This window comes from Isoptericola variabilis 225 (genome assembly GCF_000215105.1).
Classification (GTDB): domain Bacteria; phylum Actinomycetota; class Actinomycetes; order Actinomycetales; family Cellulomonadaceae; genus Isoptericola; species Isoptericola variabilis_A.
The window spans coordinates 122745-141833 of sequence record NC_015588.1; the positions used below are offsets into that span (position 1 = coordinate 122745).

17 protein-coding genes and 1 pseudogene are annotated in these 19089 nt (G+C 72.6%); 15 read left to right on the forward strand and 3 right to left on the reverse strand.

Translation table 11 applies throughout. The annotated features are described in order from the left end of the window. Window positions 1-33: 33 nt before the first annotated feature. Both ISOVA_RS00570 and ISOVA_RS00575 read right to left on the reverse strand, forming a co-directional pair. A pseudogene (locus ISOVA_RS00570) lies at window positions 34-1752 on the reverse strand (5-oxoprolinase subunit B/C family protein). Next, complete coding sequence (locus ISOVA_RS00575; protein ID WP_013837321.1) at window positions 1749-2525, reverse strand: LamB/YcsF family protein; 777 nt, start codon at window positions 2523-2525, stop codon at window positions 1749-1751. The pseudogene ISOVA_RS00570 and the gene ISOVA_RS00575 overlap by 4 nt, the downstream one beginning before the upstream one ends. 232 nt (window positions 2526-2757) lie before the next feature. On the opposite strand from ISOVA_RS00575, the gene ISOVA_RS17075 reads away from it, so the two are divergent. The 4 genes from ISOVA_RS17075 (at window position 2758) to ISOVA_RS00595 (ending at window position 5786) form a co-directional block, all read left to right on the forward strand. Next, a complete protein-coding gene (locus ISOVA_RS17075) occupies window positions 2758-4476 on the forward strand; it encodes a D-alanyl-D-alanine carboxypeptidase family protein (RefSeq protein WP_013837322.1) in 1719 nt (572 codons plus the stop codon). Further along, a complete protein-coding gene (locus tag ISOVA_RS00585) occupies window positions 4473-4823 on the forward strand; it encodes a DUF2087 domain-containing protein (protein WP_013837323.1) in 351 nt (116 codons plus the stop codon). The genes ISOVA_RS17075 and ISOVA_RS00585 overlap by 4 nt, the downstream gene beginning before the upstream one ends. Continuing rightward, window positions 4820-5299: an aminoacyl-tRNA deacylase gene (locus ISOVA_RS00590; protein WP_013837324.1), complete on the forward strand. Its 480-nt coding sequence runs from the start codon at window positions 4820-4822 to the stop codon at window positions 5297-5299. The genes ISOVA_RS00585 and ISOVA_RS00590 overlap by 4 nt, the downstream gene beginning before the upstream one ends. Before the next feature lie 130 nt (window positions 5300-5429). Beyond that, on the forward strand, window positions 5430-5786 hold the full coding sequence (locus ISOVA_RS00595; RefSeq protein ID WP_013837325.1) for an STAS domain-containing protein: 357 nt from the start codon (window positions 5430-5432) through the stop codon (window positions 5784-5786). 4 nt (window positions 5787-5790) lie between these two features. Here the strand turns inward: ISOVA_RS00595 and ISOVA_RS00600 are convergent, their stop codons facing one another. Beyond that, window positions 5791-6816, reverse strand: a complete 1026-nt coding sequence (locus ISOVA_RS00600; RefSeq protein WP_013837326.1) for a LacI family DNA-binding transcriptional regulator — start codon at window positions 6814-6816, stop codon at window positions 5791-5793. A gap of 213 nt (window positions 6817-7029) precedes the next feature. Between ISOVA_RS00600 and ISOVA_RS00605 the strand changes: the two genes are divergently transcribed. The 11 genes from ISOVA_RS00605 (at window position 7030) to ISOVA_RS00650 (ending at window position 19088) form a co-directional block, all read left to right on the forward strand. Beyond that, window positions 7030-8265: an ABC transporter substrate-binding protein gene (locus tag ISOVA_RS00605; protein ID WP_081474778.1), complete on the forward strand. Its 1236-nt coding sequence runs from the start codon at window positions 7030-7032 to the stop codon at window positions 8263-8265. 66 nt (window positions 8266-8331) lie between these two features. Then, window positions 8332-9282 carry a carbohydrate ABC transporter permease gene (locus tag ISOVA_RS00610; protein WP_013837328.1) on the forward strand — a complete coding sequence of 317 codons (951 nt, stop codon included), beginning with the start codon at window positions 8332-8334 and terminating at the stop codon, window positions 9280-9282. After that, window positions 9282-10103 (forward strand): carbohydrate ABC transporter permease, encoded by an 822-nt coding sequence (locus tag ISOVA_RS00615; protein ID WP_013837329.1) that lies wholly within the window; start codon window positions 9282-9284, stop codon window positions 10101-10103. The genes ISOVA_RS00610 and ISOVA_RS00615 overlap by 1 nt, the downstream gene beginning before the upstream one ends. 37 nt (window positions 10104-10140) lie before the next feature. After that, window positions 10141-11664: an alpha-N-arabinofuranosidase gene (locus tag ISOVA_RS00620; protein WP_013837330.1), complete on the forward strand. Its 1524-nt coding sequence runs from the start codon at window positions 10141-10143 to the stop codon at window positions 11662-11664. A 123-nt stretch (window positions 11665-11787) separates the two neighbouring features. Then, window positions 11788-12924: a winged helix DNA-binding domain-containing protein gene (locus tag ISOVA_RS00625; RefSeq protein WP_013837331.1), complete on the forward strand. Its 1137-nt coding sequence runs from the start codon at window positions 11788-11790 to the stop codon at window positions 12922-12924. A 66-nt stretch (window positions 12925-12990) separates the two neighbouring features. Beyond that, window positions 12991-14253, forward strand: coding sequence for an FAD-binding protein (locus ISOVA_RS00630; protein ID WP_041294976.1), 1263 nt, complete (start codon window positions 12991-12993; stop codon window positions 14251-14253). A 99-nt stretch (window positions 14254-14352) separates the two neighbouring features. Then, window positions 14353-15942 carry a sodium-dependent transporter gene (locus ISOVA_RS00635; protein ID WP_013837333.1) on the forward strand — a complete coding sequence of 530 codons (1590 nt, stop codon included), beginning with the start codon at window positions 14353-14355 and terminating at the stop codon, window positions 15940-15942. Further along, complete coding sequence (locus tag ISOVA_RS15805) at window positions 15939-16106, forward strand: methionine/alanine import family NSS transporter small subunit (protein ID WP_013837334.1); 168 nt, start codon at window positions 15939-15941, stop codon at window positions 16104-16106. The genes ISOVA_RS00635 and ISOVA_RS15805 overlap by 4 nt, the downstream gene beginning before the upstream one ends. A 240-nt stretch (window positions 16107-16346) precedes the next feature. After that, window positions 16347-17285 carry an ABC transporter substrate-binding protein gene (locus ISOVA_RS00640; protein ID WP_013837335.1) on the forward strand — a complete coding sequence of 313 codons (939 nt, stop codon included), beginning with the start codon at window positions 16347-16349 and terminating at the stop codon, window positions 17283-17285. A 4-nt stretch (window positions 17286-17289) separates the two neighbouring features. After that, entirely contained in the window at window positions 17290-18282 is a 993-nt protein-coding gene (locus ISOVA_RS00645; protein ID WP_013837336.1) for an amino acid ABC transporter permease, read from the forward strand. Window positions 18283-18332: 50 nt separating this feature from the next. Continuing rightward, entirely contained in the window at window positions 18333-19088 is a 756-nt protein-coding gene (locus ISOVA_RS00650; RefSeq protein WP_041294979.1) for an amino acid ABC transporter ATP-binding protein, read from the forward strand. Window position 19089 lies beyond the last annotated feature (1 nt).

Genomic DNA, 19089 nt, shown 5'->3' on the forward strand with positions numbered 1-19089 from the left:
GCGGCCAGAGGGGGTCGTGGGACAGCGTCGTGCTCACAGCGCGACCGTTCGCGGTTCGGGCCGGAACCGAAGCCGCACGCCGGGCGGGAGCTGGCCGGCGAGCCCGACGTCGGACGCACGCAGCGCGCCGACCACGGGATAGCCGCCGGTCAAGGGGTGGTCGGCGAGGAAGAGCACGGGCTGGCCGTCGGGCGGCACCTGCAGCGCCCCGGTCACGCAGCCCTCGCTCGGCAGCTCGGCGCCCTCGAACGCCGCGGCCCTCCGCAGCGGCGAGGGTCCGGCGAGCCGCAGCCCCACGCGGTTGGAGCGGTCCGTGACCTCCCACTCCTGCTCGGCGAGCAGGCGGAGCGCCGCGTCGTCGAACCAGTCGTCGCGCGGCCCGAGCACGAGCCGCAGCTCGACGACGTCGCCCGGCGCGGGCAGCGAGGCGGGGTCGCGCGCGCCGACGTCGGCGACGTCGACCACCCCAGCCGCCACTCCATCCCCGGTGTGAGCGGACCTTTGGCCCGGTTCCGCGCCCGAAACCGGGCCGATTCTCCGCTCACAGCGCAGGAGGGATCCCGCCGCCAGCGGGGGAGGGCCGAGGCCGGAGAGGACGTCGGTCGAGCGCGAGCCGAGCACCGCCGGCACGTCGAGCCCGCCGCGCACGGCCACGTACGCGCGCAGGCCGCGCGCGGGCGGGCCGAGCTCGAGCTCGTCGCCGTCGCCGAGCGCGACCGGCCGCGCGAGCGGCGCGGCCCACGGCTCGCCCTAGTCCGGCCGGACGGTGAGCGGTATGAGCGCCCCGGACCCGGCGACGACGACGTGCCCGTGCGCGCGCAGCCGCAGCCCGCCGCCGGTCGCCTCGATCGCCGCCGTGCCGACCGGGTTCCCGACGGCGCGGTTCGCCGCGCGCAGGCTCCGCGCGTCGACCGCGCCCGACGTCGAGACGCCCATCGCCGCGTGACCCGGCCGGCCGAGGTCCTCGACCAGGGTCTGCAGCCCGGGCGAGACGACCTCGAGGGCGGGCACCGCCGTCGTCTCCTCGGCAGTCCGGGACCCGTTCGGCAGTCCGGACTGCCGATCCGACCCGGAGCTGCCGACCTGATCGCCGCCGCGGCCCGACGACGCCGCGCCGCGGCCCGACGCCGTCGCGCGCACCGCGACGAAGCGCACCCGGTCGCCCGGCCGCCAGAGCGCGGGCGGCTCCCGGTCCACGTCCCACACCACGACGTCGGTCCGCCCCACGAGCTGCCAGCCTCCCGGGCTCTCGCGCGGGTAGACGCCGCTGTACGGGCCGGCCATGGCCACCGACCCGGCCGGGACGCGCGTGCGCGGCGAGGCCCGGCGGGGGACCACCAGCCCGGGGTCGTCGCTCACGAGGTACGCGAACCCGGGCGCGAAGCCGACGAACCCCACGGTGAAGGTCGCGCTCGTGTGCCGCCGCACCAGCTCGTCGGCGCTCCGTCCGAGCAGCTCGGCCACCGCGGCGAGGTCCTCGCCGTCGTACACGGTCGGGATCTGGAGCTCGCGTGCGTCGCGCGCACCGTCGGCGCCGCCGATCGGCAGCGACCGCAGCGCCTCCGCGAGGGCGGGTGCCGTCGTCGTCCACGGGTCGAACGGCACCAGGAGGGTGCGCGCACCGGGGACGACCTCGCCGACCCCCGCGACGGGTGCGGCGTTCAGCGCCGCGCCGAGCGCCACGGCCTCGGCCGCGGAGTCGAGCTCGACGAGCAGCGCGTCGTCGCGCGCGGCCCGCACGCGCACGCTCACGCCCGCACGTCGGCCGGGGCGAACGCCTGCACGCGCACGCCGGCGTCGAGCAGGACCGCGCGCACGCGCCCGGCCATCGCGACGGCGCCCGGCGAGTCGCCGTGCACGCAGATCGAGTCGGCCCGCACGGGCACGAGCGTCCCGTCGACGGCCTCGACCACGCCCTCGGTCGCGAGCCGCAGCATGCGCCGTGCGACGTCGTCGGGGTCGTGCAGCACCGCTCCGGGCTCCGACCGCGGCACGAGCGTCCCGTCGGCCCGGTACGCGCGGTCGGCGAACGCCTCGGCCGCGGTGGCCAGCCCGGCGGACGACGCCGCCGCGAGCGCCGGGCTGCCCGGCAGCCCGAGCATCACGAGCGACGGGTCGACGGCGGCCACCGCCTCGGCGACGTCGCGCGCCACGCGCTCGTCCACGGCCGCCGTGTTGTACAGGGCGCCGTGGGGCTTGACGTACGTGACGCGACCGCCCTCCGCGGCCGCGAGCCCGGCGAGGGCGCCGACCTGGTAGGCGACGTCGGCCTGCAGCTCCTCGCTCGGCACGTCCATGCGCCGGCGCCCGAACCCCGCCAGGTCCCGGTAGCCGACGTGCGCGCCGATCGCGACGCCGCGCCCGACGGCGAGCCGCACGGTCCGGCGGATGGTCGCCGGGTCGCCGGCGTGGAAGCCGCAGGCGACGTTGGCGCTCGAGACGAGCGCGAGCATGGCGGCGTCGTCGCCCAGGTTCCAGCGGCCGAAACCCTCGCCGAGGTCGCTGTTGAGGTCGACGGAGCTCATGCGACCAGTGTCCTCCTCGTGCCGCTGCCGCGTCGCGCACGCCCACGCCCAGGTGACGAGCGGGTGAGGGGCGGGCGAAGTTCGCGCTACGGGGTGGCGCGAGCGGGATCGCGCGGCGCACAGTGGGTCCCTAGGCCGTCGTCCACAGACTGTCGCCCGCGTCACACAGATGCGCGCAGCTGTGCAAGGATGCGGTCAGCAGCATGCCGGATCCCGTGGGAGGACACCGCCCGTGAGCCAGCGTGAGGACGCTGACCAGGCAGCCCGGGCAGACGTCGAGGGCGACGTCGCCGTCGGGCGGCGCCGCGGTGCCGTGCGCGTGCTGGGCTCGGCGGTCGGGTCGGTGGTGCTGGCGGTCGGCTTCCTCGCCTCGTCGGTCGCGAGCGTCCCGTGGAACTCGTTCCCGTCGCACCAGTACGTCGCGGCCCCGGAGCCCGAGCCCGTCTCGGTCGGCCGCATCGGCGGCGTCGGCACGACGGCGGCGGGCCCGCAGACGATCGCCCAGGTCATGGAGGTCCTCGAGCGTGCCGAGCGCGCCGCGCTCTCCGCCGGGCACCCGCGCACCACCGAGATCGACCAGGCTGCCGCCGAGCTGGGCATGCTCCTCGCCGTCTACACCGCGCAGCAGAGCGCGCTCGCCGACCCGCGCCCCGGCGTCGTTCCGCCCGAGCAGCGCGCGGGCGCCGGCGCGGCCGGCACGGACGACACCGCGGTCCCGGTCTCCGACGCCGCACCGGTCGCGAACACGCTCGCGCCCGACGGCGGTGGGTCGCCCGAGCCGGGCACCTCGCCGTCCGCCCCGGCTGCGGCCGACGTCCCGCGCGCGCTCGCCGACCCGCACGCCGACGAGGCTGAGGCGCACGAGCACGGGGACGAGACGGTGACGTTCGAGGACGTCGTCGTCGCCGCGATGCGGCTCGCGAACCTGCTCGACCCCGCCGCCGCGACGTACGTGGCCGACATCCTGCCGGCCGACGGGCTCTCCCCCCGCGCCGTCGACGCGGCCCGCGCGCAGCTGACCGAGTCGCTGCTCGAGGTCGTCGAGCGGTACGCCGGGTCGCTCGACGGGTTCCGGAACGGCCGCATCCCCGCGTCGGCCCTGTGCCCGCTCGAGTTCGCGCCGGGCCACCTGCTGCGCTGCGACGCGGCCGAGCAGCTCACGCGCCTGAGCGAGGCGTACGAGGCGAAGTTCGGCGTCCCGATCCCGATCACGGACTCCTACCGCTCGTACGAGGCCCAGGTCGCCGTGCGCGCCGCCAAGCCGCACCTGGCCGCCGTGCCGGGCACGTCGAACCATGGCTGGGGCATCGCGGTCGACCTGTCGTACCCGATCTCCTCCGGCCGGTCGGCGGAGTACGTCTGGCTGCGGGTCAACGGCCCCGACTACGGGTGGGACAACCCGGCGTGGGCGCGGCCCAACGGGTCCAAGCCCGAGCCGTGGCACTTCGAGTTCTTCGCCGGCGGGCCTATCCCCGACCGCGCGTGGTCGTCGTCCGACGTGCGCACCGGCGGCGGGTCCGCGACGCCGCGCGGCGACCGCGAGACGCCGGGCTCGTCGACGGCGCCGTCCGGTCCGAAGGAGCCGAAGCCCAAGCCGTCCGACGCGCCGGCCTCGACCGACTCCTCGAAGCCCGAGCCCAAGCCGAGCGACTCGCCCGAGCCGAAGCCCAAGCCTTCGGACTCGCCCAAGCCGTCCCCGTCGCCGTCGCCGTCCACCTCGCCGAAGCCGTCGCCGTCCACCTCGCCGAAGCCGTCGCCGAGCCCCTCGGCCGAGCCGAAGCCGTCGCCCTCCGAAGAGCCGACGGAGACGACGCCGGAGAAGGCACCAGAGCCTGAGGATCCGACAAAGGACCCTGAGGATCCGACAAAGGACCCTGAGGATCCGACAAAGGACCCTGAGGAGCCGAACCCCGACGATCCTGCCTCCCGACGGCAGGAGCCGGAGGAGTGACGGAACCGCCGGCGACCGGTGACCCACGCCGGTTCCTGCGCGACGGTCGTCTCGAGTCCCTGCCCCGCCGCTGGCGCGACAAGGTGGCGGTAACGCGCTTCCTGGCCACCCGGGCGATGCCTCACCTGCTCGAGCCCGTCGGGGAACGCGAGCTGACCGATCGCCTGGCCGAGCTTGCGGACGACCCGGTGGGCCTGCGTCGGGCGATGGTCGACCTCGGCCTGGTGCGCCGGACGCGTGACGGGGCCGAGTACTGGCGGACCGAGCTGACCGAGCACGACCCGGAGACCGCCGTCGAGCAGGCGATCGACCGTGCGCTCGGCGACGTGTCCGAGGGGCGAGGTTGACGCCCGAGGAGCGTGCGCACGCCGCGCTCGAGGAGTCCGGGATCGCGTTCGAGATCACCCGGCACGGCCGCGTGCGCTCGCTCGCGGAGGCTGCGGAGGCCCGCGGCGTCGCGCCCGAGCAGATCGTCAAGACCATCGTGGTCCGCCGTGCAGAGGACGACTACCTGTTCGTGCTCGTCCCGGGCGGCCGGACGATCTCGTGGCCGCGCCTGCGCGCGCTCCTCGGCGTGTCGCGGCTGTCGATGCCCGACCAGCACGTCGCGCGCGACGTCACCGGGTACGAGCGTGGGACGATCACGCCGTTCGGCTCGATCCGGCCCTGGCCGGTGGTCGCCGACACGAGGGTCGCCGAAGCGGGTACGGTGTCGGTCGGAGCAGGTGCGCACGGCGCCGCGGCCACCGTCGACGGCGCCGAGCTCGTCCGGGTGCTCTCCGCGCGGGTGGCCGACGTCACCGACCCGGAGGGCGAGGGGTAGAAGTCCTCGGCCCGGGGGCTGGACACATCTGCTGGACAGGGGAAAACTCGTTGCCCGGCCGCCTACGGGGGCATGGGCGACCGTCAGCCGCGCCGCGGGCGGGACCTCTGAACGGGAGCCACACCACCACATGGACACCGACACGCGTACGGGATCGGGTTCCGGCATCACCTGCCGGCACACGGAGGACGGGACCCACCTCACGCTCTGGGGCGAGGTCGACGCCGCGCTGCGCGAGTCCGCGAGCGACGCCATGGCGACCCTCGCGGGCCGGCCCGCACCGCTGCCGATCACGCTCGACGCCCGGGACGTCACCTTCATCGACTCCTCGGGCATCGCCTTCATCCTGCAGGTCTACATGCTCGGCCAGGAGACCGGTGCGCCGGTGAGCCTGATCGAGCCGTCGGAGGCCGTCAGCGAGGTGCTCGAGATGGTGGGCATGGGCGGGCGCATCCCCGTCGTGTCGGCGGCCGAGGCCGCCGGCTGACCTCTCAGGCCGCGGGGCGCGTCGTCCCGCGCACCACGAGGCTCACGGGCCCGGTCACGTGCTCGGGCACGACGGCGGTACCCCGGTCGCCGTCAGGCGCCCGGTCGATCAGCCGGTCCAGCAGGCGCAGCGCATGGTCGGCCATCGCCTCGTGTCCCGGGTCCACGGTGGTCAGGCCCGGGACGAGGAACTCCGACGAGTCGAGGTTGTCGAAGCCGACGACCTGGACGTCGTCGGGCACGCGCAGGCCCGCCTCGGCGAGCCCGGCGAGCACCCCGGTGGCGAGCGTGTCGGTGAACGCGAAGACGGCGTCGAACGGCGTGCCCTCGGCCACGAGCTGACGGATGGCGCGACGGCCGCCGGCGAGGTCGACGTCGCAGGGGACGACGAGCGCGTCGTCGATCGGCAGGCCCGACTCCTCGTGGGCGCGGCGCCAGCCGAGCGTGCGCACCATCGTCATACCTCGCCCGCTCGTCGACCCGCCCACGGCCGCGATGCGGCGCGCCCCGGTGGCGAGCAGGTGCGCCGTGGCCAACCGGGCACCCTCGACGTTGTCCATGCGGACCTGGTCGAACCGGTCCGGCATGTCCTGCTCGCCCAGCAGCACGACCGGCACGGTGGTGCGCAGCCGCGCGACGTCGTCGGGCGTCATGCCGACGACGCTGAGCAGCACGCCGTCGTACAGGTGCAGGCGCGCGAGCGTCAGCGCCTCGAGCTCGCCCTCGCGGCTCGCGCCGCTCTGCTCGACGACGAGGTGCCGGCCCGAGCGGTCGAGGCGCCGCGCGAGCCGCGCCGCGAGCTCACCGAAGTACGGGTGGTCGAAGCGCGGTACGACGAGGGCGACCGTGTCGGTGCGGCCGGCGCGCAGGTGGCGGGCGGTGAGGTTGAGCTCGTAGCCGAGGTCGTCGACGGCGGCGAGCACGCGACGTCGTGTCTCCTCGCCGACGCGCTTGCGCCCCGCGAGGACGTTGGAGACGGTCATGACCGACACGCCCGCCGCGCGTGCGACGTCGCTCATCGTGACCGGCATCCGTGCCTCCTTGTCGCTCGCGGTTGGTGCTCCACCGTATTCGCTGTGGCGCCTGCCTGCCGACACCGTCCGACGGATCCCTCCCCGGAGGGTCTGGTGCTGCGCCGGTGGTTGTGTCTAGACTCCCACCCACGCCGGTTTATCGATATACCGGGCTGGGGTGAATCCGAGCCGACCAGCACCGGTCAGATCGAGTGGACGAAGGAGTTCCCGATGAAGCGATCCCGTGTCGCAGCGGTCGTGGCGAGTGCCGCGCTCGCGCTGTCGATGACCGCCTGTGGTTCGGCCGCAGGCGATGGCAGGACCAAGCTGACCTTCCTGTCGTGGACGGGCGAGGAGCAGATGACGCCGATCATCGAGGCGTTCGAGGAGGCGCACCCGGACATCGACGTGGAGGCGTCGTACGCGCCGCCCGTGGCCGAGTACATCCAGACCTTGCAGACCCGGGTGCTGTCCGGGACGGCGCCCGACGTCTTCCTGATCGCCGCCGAGAACAAGACGAGCCTCATCGAAGGCGGCCACGTGGTCGACCTGACCGGCGAGCCGTTCCTCGAGAAGATCCCTGACTTCAACAGGGAGACGTACGGCCGCGACGGCAAGGTCTACGGGATGTCGATCTCGTCGTGGGCCGCCGGCTACCTGTACAACGCAGACCTGCTCGCCGAGGCCGGCTACGACTCGGTGCCGGAGACGTGGGAGGAGTTCCTCCAGATGTGCCGGGATCTCGAGGCCGCCGGGGTCACCCCGTTCCTCGAGAGCGTCGACCAGATGCCGACGACGGTCTCGGCCTGGGTCGGGGCGAAGGACTCGGAGATGGACCCGCCGCTCGACGAGCTCATCTTCTCCGGCGAGTCCACGTTCGAGGAGCAGTGGACGCCGGTCCTCGAGGAGTACAACCGCCTCTTCACCGAGGGCATCGTCTCCAAGGACGTCGTGGGCCTGGACGGCGACATGGTCCGCGACGAGTTCGCGAACGGGCGTGTAGCGGTCATCAACGCCGGTCCGTGGGTCATCAACGCGATCCGCGAGGCGTCGCCGGACCTCGACTTCCGGTTCGCCCCGGTCCCGGCATTGCCCGACGGCAAGCCGTTCCAGGCCGGCGCCGCGACGCCCGGCTACGCGATCAACTCCAAGGCCGACGAGGAGAAGCAGGAGATCGCTAAGAAGTTCCTGGCGTTCCTGTCGTCGCCCGAGGGCGTCGAGATCTTCGAGGAGCAGACGAACGACGTCACTGTCACGAGCGACTTCGAGCCGACGCCGGACCCCGCGTTCGAGCCGCTCGCCGAGGCCATCCGCGAGGGTGAGCTCTACCTGCCGATGATCTCGTGGCAGCGGTCCGAGGACGTGCTCAACGTCGAGGCCGTCGCCCAGATCCAGCGGATGATCCAGGGCCAGGTGTCGCCGCAGGGCGTCGCCCAGGCGTTGGACACCAAGCTCGCATCGTCCTGATCGAACGGCTCGGGGCGCGGGCGCGTCGCCGCCCGCGCCCCGAGCGCTGTCGAAAGGTAGGTCGCAATGGCAACGACCATGCTTCCGCAGACGACCGTTCGTGAAGGACTCGTCGCGCGGAGCCGGCGCCCCTCCGGCGGCTGGAAGCAGCTCGCCGTCAACCAGGCATTCCTGCTACCGGCGATCCTGGTGCTCGTCTTCCTCTTCGTGGTCCCGCTGGCCCAGTCCTTCTACTGGAGCCTCACGGACTTCACCGGATACAGCCTGGAGACCAACTTCGTCGGACTGAGCAACTACCGGACGATCCTCACGGACCCGTCCATGCTGGCCGCCCTGGGGTTCACGCTGCTCTTCGCGGTCGGTACTACGGTCCTGGTGACGCTCATCGCCATCCCGCTCGCCGTGCAGCTCAACAAGCGCTTCTTCGGGCGCAACTTCGTCCGGTCGCTGTGGTTCTTCCCGGCGATCCCCAGCATGGCGATCCTCGGCCTGGTGTGGCGCTACATCATGTCCCCGCTCGAGTCCGGGGTCGTCAACTCCGTCCTGCAGGACCTGTTCGGCATCGGGCCGTTCGGCTGGCTCTCCGACGGCACGCTGGCCCGCATCTCCGTGATCATGGTGGGCATCTGGGCCGCGGCCGGGTGGCACGCCGTGCTCTACATGGCGTACCTCCAGTCGATCCCGAACGAGTACTACGAGGTCGCGAGGATCGACGGGGCGTCGGCGCGCCAGCAGTTCTTCGGCATCACCCTTCCGCTGCTGTCGCCGGCGCTGGTCATCAGCACGTTCCTGCTCATGACGGCCGGACTCAAGGTCTTCGACCTCCCGTACACCCTCACCAACGGTGGCCCCGGATTCTCGACCTACACCATCACCCAGTCCATCGTGGTCGCCGGTGTCAGCCAGGGTCGGTACGGGCTCGCATCGGCGCTGGCGGTCATGTTCACCGTCGCGGTGGCAGCACTCGCCTTCGGTCAGCTCGCCCTGACCAAGATGATCGAGAGGCGGTTCGTCTGATGACCACGACCGTTCGACGCGTCGTCCTGAGCGTCGCCATGATCGCGCTGGCCTGCTTCATCGCGATCCCGCTCTACTACATCGTCGTCAACACCTTCAAGACACAGGGCGACATGGTGGCCGCGCCCCTTGCCCCGCCGAGCGAGCTGCACCTCGGCAACTACCAGCAGGTGCTGTCCGACCCGCGCATCTATCGCTCGTTCCTCAACACGATCCTGGTCACCGCGTGGGCGGTGGTGCTCCAGCTCTTCGTCGGTGCACTGGCCGCCTACGCGATGGTCGTCCGCACGAGCAGGCTTAACCGGATCATCGGCGCGGTGCTGCTCCTCGGGTTCATCGTGCCCGGGCAGTCCACGCTCATCCCGATCTATCGGACGCTCGTCGGCTTCCAGCTCGTCGACACGCTCACGGGCCTGGTCATCATGTACCTGGGCGGCTCGATCTTCTGCTACTTCCTCATCCAGGGATACATGCGGACCCTGCCCTACGAGATCGTCGAGGCGGGTCGTCTGGACGGCGCGGGTGCGTTCCAGATCTTCTGGCGGCTCGTGCTCCCGCTCATCAAGCCGATCCTGGTCACGGTCGGCGTCTTCCAGACGATGTGGGTGTGGAACGACTTCCTGCTGCCCACCGTGATGATCTCGACGCCCGAACGGCGGACCGTCGTCCTGCAGGTCTACAACGCGGTGTCGGAGTTCACGACCGACTGGCCCATGTTCATGACCGTCTCGGTCGTCGCTCTCATCCCGATGGTCATCTTCTTCGTCTTTACCCAGCGCCACATCGTGAGCGGTCTGCTCGCGGGCGGCGTCAAGGGTTGAGGAACACGTCAGAACGAAACGGAGCTCTGCTTTCCCCATGTCGCACACCGTCGCCGTCATCAACCTCGACCTTCCCGGCGCCACGATCTCGCGCCACGTCTACGGGCACTTCGCCGAGCACCTGGGCCGCTGCATCTACGGCGGCTTCTGGGTGGGCGAGGACTCGGACGTGCCGAACGAGGGCGGCATCCGCCTCGACGTCGTCGAGGCCCTGCGGGAGCTGCAGATCCCCAACCTCCGCTGGCCGGGCGGGTGCTTCGCGGACGACTACCACTGGCGCGACGGCGTCGGCCCGCGCGAGCAGCGGCCGCGGATGGTCAACTCCCACTGGGGCGACGTCGTCGAGGACAACTCGTTCGGGACGCACGAGTTCATGGCGCTGTGCGAGCTGCTCGGGGCGGACCCGTACATCAGCGGCAACGTCGGCTCGGGCTCCGTGCAGGAGATGAGCGAGTGGATCGAGTACCTCACGCGCGCGGACGATTCGCCGATGGCGGCGCTGCGCCGCGCGAACGGGCGCGACGAGCCGTGGAAGGTCCCGTTCTTCGGCATCGGCAACGAGGCGTGGGGCTGCGGCGGCCACCTGCGCGCCGAGCAGTTCGCGTCCCTGGCGCGGCAGTACTCGACGTACGTGCGCAACCACGCGGGCAACGAGGTCTACCGGATCGCGGCGGGCGCGAGCGACCACGACTACCACTGGACCGAGACGCTCATGAAGTCGTTCGACCCGCTCGACGCCGGGAACGGCCCCGCGGCGCCGTTCCAGGGCATCTCGCTGCACTACTACACGTTCACCGGCGAGTGGTCGGACAAGGGCTGGGCGACCGAGTTCTCCACCGACGAGTGGTACCTCGCGCTGGCGCGCGCCGCGCACATGGACGAGCTGCTCGACCGGCACGGCGCGGTCATGGACCGCTACGACCCGAAGAAGCGCGTCGGCCTCGTGGTCGACGAGTGGGGCACGTGGTGGAACGTCGAGAAGGGCACGAACCCCGGCTTCCTGTACCAGCAGAACACGCTGCGCGACGCGCTCGTCGCCTCCCTGCACTTCGACGCGTTCCACCGGCACGCCGACCGCGTCGTCATGGCCAACATCGCGCAGACCGTCAACGTGCTCCAGGCCATGCTGCTCACCGACCCGGACACGAACGCGCTCGTGCGCACGCCCACGTTCCACGTCTTCGCGATGAACGCCGGCCACCACGACGCCGCCGCGCTCGACGTGCACCTCGTCGACGACGTGCCCACCCGGTCCGTCGACGGCGGCGACCTCGCGCTCGTCTCGGCGTCGGCGTCCACGAAGGGCGACACGGCGCTGGTCTCGCTGACCAACCTCGACGCCGACGCGCCGCGGACGGTCGTGCTCGACCTGCGCGGGCGCGACGTCGTCGGGCACTCCGCGCGCGTGCTCACCGCCGACGCGGCCAACGCCCACAACACCGCGGAGCGTCCCGACGCCGTCATCCCGGTCGCGCTCGAGACCGTGCGGAAGCACGATCGTGGCCTCGAGGTCGAGCTGCCCGCCCACTCGTACGCGACCGTGGAGCTGACCCTGGCCTGACGCTACCTCGGCACGGAACGCGCTACCTCGGCGGGGATTCACGGCCGAGGTAGCGCGTTCCTCCCCGAGGTAGCGCTGCAGCGCGCGAGGTAGCACGTCGGTGGGGCGTGGCAGGGTGGGCGCGTGCCCGAACCCGCGATCGGACCGGACGAGCTGCTGCGCGCACGCCTGCGCGCGCACCGCGTCACGGAACCGGACCTGCCCGACCTGCCGTCCGTCGTCGGGCACTTCCTCGCCGTGCAGGGTCAGGAGCTGCGGCCCGCGCTGTGGGGAGCGTCGCGGCGGGTCGAGCCCGGCCGCGAACCCGGGGCGTCGGGGGCCGCGGCCGCGCTCGACGCGGGCGAGGTGCTCCGCACGCACGTCCTGCGGCCCACGTGGCACCTCGTGCGGCCCGACGACGCGCGGTGGCTGATCGAGCTCACCGCGCCGCGGGTCCGCCGGCAGATGGCGTCGACGGAGCGCGCGTGGGGCATCGGCGACCCCGGCCCGGGCATGGACTGCGTCGCCGCCGAGGTCGCCGCGGGCCCCCGCACGCGGGCCGAGCTGCGCGACGCGCTCGTCGCGCGCGGGCTCGTCGCCGAGGACGCTCCGGGCATCCACGTCACGCAGGTGCTCATGCACGCCGAGCTCGAGCGGCTGGTCGTCAGCGGTCCGGCGCGCGACCGGCAGCAGACGTACGCGGCGTTCGACGACCGCGCGCCCGCCGGGTACGGGCCGCTCGGCGAGCGGTTCGACGCCGAGGCGGCGGTCGTCGAGCTGTGGCGCCGCTACCTGCCCTCGCGCGCGTACGCGACGGTCAAGGACGTCGCGCAGTGGGCCACGCTCACGCTCGCGGACCTGCGCCGCGGCCTGCAGGTACTGCTCGACGCCGGCGAGGCGGTCGAGGTGCCGGGTGCCGGCCGGCTCGAGGGGCTCACCTTCTACCGGGCCGCCTCTGTGCCCGACGCCGGCGCGCCCACCGGTGCACCGCCGTCGGGCACGCTGCGCGTGGACCTGCTCCAGGCGTACGACGAGCTCTTCTGCTCCTACCGCGAGTCGCGCGACGTCGTGCTCGAGCCGGGCGCGGAGCCGCCCGACCGGCGCGGGGCCTACGTGCACTGCATCGCGGTCGACGGGCGCGTCGCGGGCCGGTGGCGGTGGCCGAGCGCCGGCGTCGCGGCGGGCGGGCTGGACGTGCAGTGGTCGCGCGAGCCGACGGCGGCCGAGCGGTCGGCGCTCGACCTCGCCGCCGCGGACCTCGCCTCCTACCTCGCGACGTAGAACCTCCCCGGCGGATCTCGGCGAGACGGGCCGCGATCGGTGGCCGTCGCGTGGCAGGGTGGGCCCGTGCATCTCAACTGGGCTGGGAACCTGACGTACACGGCGCGCGAGGTCGCACGCCCCACGACCCTCGACGAGCTCGCCGACGTGCTCGCGCGGGCCGACAAGGTCCGTGCGCTCGGCTCGCGGCACTCGTTCAACGACGTCGCCGACACCCCGGGCGTCCACGTGCAGGTCGACGCGCTCGACGACGGCCGGCCCGCCGTCGACCTCGACCCCGCCACGGGCGTCGCCTCGGTGACGGCAGGGCTCCGCTACGGCGACATCATGCGCACGCTGCACGCCGAGGGTCGCGCGCTCGCCACCATGGCGTCGTTGCCGCACATCTCCGTGGCCGGCGCGGTCGCGACGGCGACCCACGGCTCGGGCGACGCGACGCGCAGCCTCGCGGGCGCCGTCGTCGGGCTCGAGCTCATGACGCCCGACGGCGGGCGCCACCGGCTCGTGCGCGGCGACGCCGACTTCGCGGGCGCGGTCGTGTCGCTCGGCGCGCTCGGGGTCGTCACGCGCGTCGACCTCGAGACCGAGCCCGCGTACGAGGTCCGCCAGGACGTCGCGCTCGACCTGCCGTGGGACACGCTGCTCGAGCGGTTCGACGACGTCACGGGCGCCGCGTACTCGGTCAGCGTCTTCACGGGCTGGGACGAGCCGGCGGCGCGGCACGTCTGGTTCAAGTCGCGGGTCGACGGCGGCGTCGTGGCGGGCGACGACGGCCGCCCGGACGCGCTCCGGCACCTGCGGTGGGCCACCGCGCCGCAGCACCCGGTGCCGGGCGTCGACCCGGTCGCGTGCACCGAGCAGCTCGGCGTGCCGGGCCCGTGGTACGACCGGCTGAGCCACTTCAGGCTCGAGTTCACACCGTCGGCGGGCGCCGAGCTGCAGTCCGAGTACCTGCTGCCGCGCCGCAACGCCGTCGCGGCCGTCGAGGCGATGCGCCGGCTCGGCCCGGTCGTGGCGCCGCACCTGCTCACGAGCGAGATCCGCACGATCGCGGCCGACGACCTGTGGCTCAGCCCGTTCGACGAGGACTCGGTCGGGTTCCACTTCACGTGGCTCCAGCACGACGCCGAGGTCCGGGCCGTCCTGCCGCGCATCGAGGAGGCGCTGCTGCCGCTCGGCGCGCGCCCGCACTGGGGCAAGCTCTTCGCGGTCGGGCTGCCCGACGTCGCCGCGACCTACCCGCGGTTCGCCGACTTCCGGGCGCTCGCCGAGCGCATGGACCCCGCCGGGAAGCTGCGCGGCGGCTACGTCGAGCGACTGCTCGGGTGACTCTGCGTGTCGACCGTTGCCGTGCGGGGCGTCGTCCGACATGATCGCAGGTGAGACGCGTTTAACTCGACGGCGATCAACTCGGAGGGTGCGACACCCGTGAGCGCGAACAGCACCAACGTGACCCATCCACCCCGGGAGCAGTTCACCGGGCAGGTCGGATTCATCCTTGCCGCGATCGGCTCCGCCGTGGGCCTCGGCAACATCTGGCGGTTCCCGGGCGTGGCGTACGAGAACGGTGGTGGCGCGTTCCTCGTGCCCTACCTCATCGCCCTGCTCACGGCGGGCATCCCGATCCTCTTCCTCGACTACGCCCTCGGGCACCGCTTCCGCGGCGGCCCGCCGATGGCCTTCCGGCGGGTGCGGAGGTGGCTCGAGAGCCTGGGCTGGTTCCAGGTGATGATCTGCTTCGTCATCGCCATCTACTACGCCGCGGTCATCGCCTGGGCGGCGAGCTTCTTCGTCTTCTCGTTCGACCTGCGGTGGGGCGAGGACACGGCCGGGTTCTTCGTCGGGGAGTACCTCCAGGTGGCCGACGTCGGAGGCGCGGACCCGTGGTTCACGCTCGACTTCGTGCCCGCCGTGCTCATCCCGCTCGTGCTCGTGTGGGTCGCGACGATCGGCGTGCTCGCCGCCGGGGTCGCCAAGGGGCTCGAACGCGCCAACGTCATCTTCATCCCGCTGCTGTTCGTCGCGTTCGCCGCGCTCGTCGTCTACGCACTGACGCTCGAGGGTGCGGCCGACGGACTCAACGCGTTCTTCACGCCCAACTGGTCGGCCCTGACGGACGCCGACGTGTGGATCGCGGCGTACGGGCAGATCTTCTTCTCGCTCTCGGTGGCGTTCGGCATCATGATCACCTACGCCTCCTACCGGCAGCGTCGCGCGAACCTCACGTCGCCCGGCCTGGTGGTCGCGTTCTCCAACTCGGGCTTCGAGATCCTCGCCGGCATCGGCGTGTTCGCCACGCTCGGCTTCCTCGCGGGCCAGCAGGGCATCGCGGTCGGCGAGATCGAGGGCCTGACCGGCCCGATCCTGTCGTTCGTGACCTTCCCCGCGATCCTGTCCCAGATGCCCGGGGGCCCGGTCTTCGGTGCCGCGTTCTTCGGGTCGCTGGTCATCGCCGGCTTCACGTCGCTGATCTCGATCATGCAGGTGGTCTCCGCCGGCTTCCAGGAGAAGTTCGGGCTGAGCCGCCGGGCCGCGACCGTCGGCATCGGTGCCCTGGCCGCCATCCTGTCGATCGTCGGGTTCTCGACGACGACCGGCCTGATCGCACTCGACACGATCGACAACTGGGCCAACAACATCGGCATCGTCTCTTCGGCGATCCTCACCTGCATCTTCGTGGTGTGGGTCTACCGCCGCGCGCCCGAGCTCCGCTACCACCTCAACGCCGTCTCGACCGGCGCGGTCGGCGCCTGGTGGTACGTGTGCGTGGGCGCGATCGTGCCGGCCGTGCTCGCCGTCATGCTCGTCCAGCGCGTGATCAACCTGCTGCGCGAGCCGTACGAGGGGTACGACACCGGCTACCTGCTCGTCGCGGGCTGGGGCACGCTCGTCGTCCTCGTCGTCGGCGCGATCCTGCTCACGCTGCCGCGCTGGCGCCGTGACCCGGACGCGTTCACGCCGTGGCCGCAGTACCCGCCGCTGGTGCAGTCCGCCGCTACGAAGGAGGCCACCCGATGACCACCGCCGCGATCCTCATGATGATCGTCGCTCTCCTCGTGGTCTGGGGAGGTCTGATCGCGGCCATCCTGTGGCTGCGGGCCAACCCGGAGCGGACCTCGTACCCGGAGGGCGGCTACGACGACCACCGCGAGGACGCGGGGATCATCGAGCACGACACGTAGACCGACCCTCTCCACCCTCCGGCGGCCGGCGGCCGCGGCTCGTCCCGGGACTCGGATCCCGGCGACGGCTCGTGGCCGCTGGCCGCCGTCGTTCGTCCTCGTGCCCGACGGCGTGACGTACGTCATGCGCCGTCGGCTTGGTCGCGCATGGAATAGGTATGCATACTCCTGCATAGTCCTCTTGCGGGTGGCCCGACCCCGGTCCGCGCCGCGCCCTCCACGACACCTACGGAGCCCGCCATGCGCCTTCCCGCCCTGCCCGTCGTCTCCGCCGCCGCCGCGGCCCTCCTGCTCGCGGGCTGCACCAGCGCCTCGCAGGACCTCGGGTCCGCCGGTGCGGCCGGCTCCGGCTCCGGTGCGGGTTCGGACGAGGCCGCGACCTTCGACCCGTCGGCCGTCGCGGTCGACGAGGAGGTCGCCGCGCTCGTGCCCGAGGCCGTGGCCGCCGACGGCGTGCTCACGGTCGGCTCGAACCTGGAGTACGCGCCCGTCGACTTCGTCGCCGCGGACGGCACGACGCCGGTCGGCCTCGACATCGACATCGTGAACGCGCTCGCCGCCACGATGGGCCTCGAGGCGGACGTCCAGTCGAGCACCTTCGACGCGATCATCCCGGCCGTCGGCTCGCGCTACGAGCTCGGCGTCTCGGCGTTCACGATCACGGCCGAGCGCCTCGAGACCGTGAACATGGTCAGCTACTTCACCGCCGGCTCGCAGCTCGCCGTCGCGGCGGGCAACCCGGACGGCGTCGACCCGGAGAACCTCTGCGGGGTCACCGTCGGCGTCCAGACGGGCACCGTCCAGCAGGACGAGCTCGAGGCGCTCACGGCCGCGTGCGAGGAGTCGGGCGCGGAGCCCATCGAGGTCCTGCCGTACGACTCGCAGGCCGACGTCACGACCAACCTCGCGGGCGGCAAGCTGCAGGCCATGTACGCCGACTCGCCCATCGTGGGCTACGCCGTCGAGCAGACCGGCGGCACCATCGAGGCGCTCGGCGAGGTCCGCGACGCCGCCCCGTACGGAGTCGTGATCGCCAAGGACGACACCCAGCTCGCCGAGGCCGTCCGTGCCGGCCTCCAGAAGCTCATGGACGACGGCACGCTCGCCGAGATCGCCGAGGCCTGGGGCTCCGGCGAGGAGGTCCTGACCACGGCCGAGCTCAACCCGAGCGTGGGCTGACGCCGTGACGTCCACCTCGCCGCACGCCAGCGCGCCCACGCGCGAGCTGCCCGAGCCCCTGCGCGCCCGGCCGGTCCCCCGGCCGGGCCGCTGGGTCTCGGCGGCGGTCGTTCTCGTCCTCGTGGCGATGGCGGTCAACGGCCTCGTCACCAACCCCAACTTCCGTTGGGACACGGTCTGGCTGTACCTGCGCGACGTCGTCGTGGTGCGCGGCGTGGGCTGGACCCTCGTGCTGACGTTCGGGTCGATGGCCCTGGCCGTGGTGCTCGCCGTGACGCTCGCGATCATGCGCCGCAGCGACAACCCGGTCATGCGGTGGGTCGCGTGGGCGTACATCTGGTTCTTCCGCGGCACCCCGATCTACACCCAGCTCGTCTTCTGGGGCCTGATCTCGGTGCTCTACCCGCGCCTGAGCCTCGGCATCCCGTTCGGGCCCGAGTTCTTCGTGTTCTCCACGCGCGACCTCATCACCGCGTTCTGGGCCGCGCTGCTCGGCCTCGCGCTCAACGAGGCCGCGTACCTCGCGGAGATCGTGCGGGCGGGGCTCAGCTCGGTGGATCCGGGGCAGACCGAGGCCGCCAAGGCGCTCGGCATGAAGGACGGGAAGATCATGCGGCGGATCGTCCTGCCGCAGGCCATGCGCGTCATCGTCCCGCCGACGGGCAACGAGACCATCTCCATGCTCAAGACCACGTCGCTCGTCGTGGCGGTGCCGTTCACGCTCGACCTCATGTACGCCACGAGCGCGATCGGCAACCGCACCTTCCAGCCCATCCCGCTGCTCGTGGTCGCCGCGCTGTGGTACCTGCTCATCACGTCGATCCTCATGGTCGGCCAGCACTTCCTCGAGCGGTACTACGGGCGCGGGTTCGACGGCGGCAGCCCGGCCGGGCGGTCGGGTCGCGGCCCGTCCGGGTCCCGCAAGCCCCGCAAGCAGGACCTCATCCGCGCGGCGGGCACGACCAAGGACGACCCCTTCGCGGAGGTGACCCCGTGAGCACGACGCAGGTACCGCCGTCGGGCACGACCCCGACGGCGCAGGAGCCGATGGTGCGGGCCCGCGGCGTGCACAAGGTCTTCGGGCACACGCACGTGCTCAAGGGCGTGGACCTCGAGGTCGCGCGCGGGTCTGTCACCGTGGTGCTCGGGCCGTCGGGCTCGGGCAAGTCGACCCTGCTGCGCTGCATCAACGAGCTCGAGCAGATCACGGCCGGCTCGATCCACGTCGACGGCGAGCTCATGGGCTACCGCCTCGACGCCAAGGGCGTGCTGCACCGGCTGCACCCCAAGGTGATCGCGCGGCAACGCTCGCGCATCGGCATGGTGTTCCAGCGCTTCCACCTGTTCCCGCACCTCACGGCGCTGCAGAACGTCATGGAGGCGCCCGTCCAGGTGCGCGGGCTGTCGCGCGCGGCCGCCCGCGAGCGGGCGCTCGAGCTGCTCTCGCGCGTCGGGCTGGCCGACCGGGTCGACCACTACCCGGCGCAGCTGTCCGGCGGGCAGCAGCAGCGCGTCGCGATCGCGCGGGCGCTGGCCATGGACCCCGAGCTCATGCTCTTCGACGAGCCGACCTCCGCGCTCGACCCCGAGCTCGTCGGCGAGGTGCTCGCCGTCATGCGCGACCTCGCGCGGGACGGGATGACCATGGTCGTCGTCACGCACGAGATCGGGTTCGCGCGCGAGGTGGCCGACCACGTCGTGTTCATGGACGACGGCGTCATCGTCGCCGAGGGCCCGCCGTCCGAGGTGCTCGACAACCCCGCCGAGCCGCGGCTGCAGGAGTTCCTCTCCCACGTGCTGTAGT

Coding starts and splice junctions, on each gene's coding strand:
- ISOVA_RS00575 (WP_013837321.1), bottom strand. CDS start 2,525: ATGAGCTCCGTCGACCTCAACAGCGACCTCGGCGAGGGTTTCGGCCGC.
- ISOVA_RS00595 (WP_013837325.1), top strand. CDS start 5,430: ATGGACACCGACACGCGTACGGGATCGGGTTCCGGCATCACCTGCCGG.
- ISOVA_RS00600 (WP_013837326.1), bottom strand. CDS start 6,816: ATGCCGGTCACGATGAGCGACGTCGCACGCGCGGCGGGCGTGTCGGTC.
- ISOVA_RS00605 (WP_081474778.1), top strand. CDS start 7,030: ATGAAGCGATCCCGTGTCGCAGCGGTCGTGGCGAGTGCCGCGCTCGCG.
- ISOVA_RS00610 (WP_013837328.1), top strand. CDS start 8,332: ATGGCAACGACCATGCTTCCGCAGACGACCGTTCGTGAAGGACTCGTC.
- ISOVA_RS00615 (WP_013837329.1), top strand. CDS start 9,282: ATGACCACGACCGTTCGACGCGTCGTCCTGAGCGTCGCCATGATCGCG.
- ISOVA_RS00620 (WP_013837330.1), top strand. CDS start 10,141: ATGTCGCACACCGTCGCCGTCATCAACCTCGACCTTCCCGGCGCCACG.
- ISOVA_RS15805 (WP_013837334.1), top strand. CDS start 15,939: ATGACCACCGCCGCGATCCTCATGATGATCGTCGCTCTCCTCGTGGTC.
- ISOVA_RS00640 (WP_013837335.1), top strand. CDS start 16,347: ATGCGCCTTCCCGCCCTGCCCGTCGTCTCCGCCGCCGCCGCGGCCCTC.
- ISOVA_RS00650 (WP_041294979.1), top strand. CDS start 18,333: ATGGTGCGGGCCCGCGGCGTGCACAAGGTCTTCGGGCACACGCACGTG.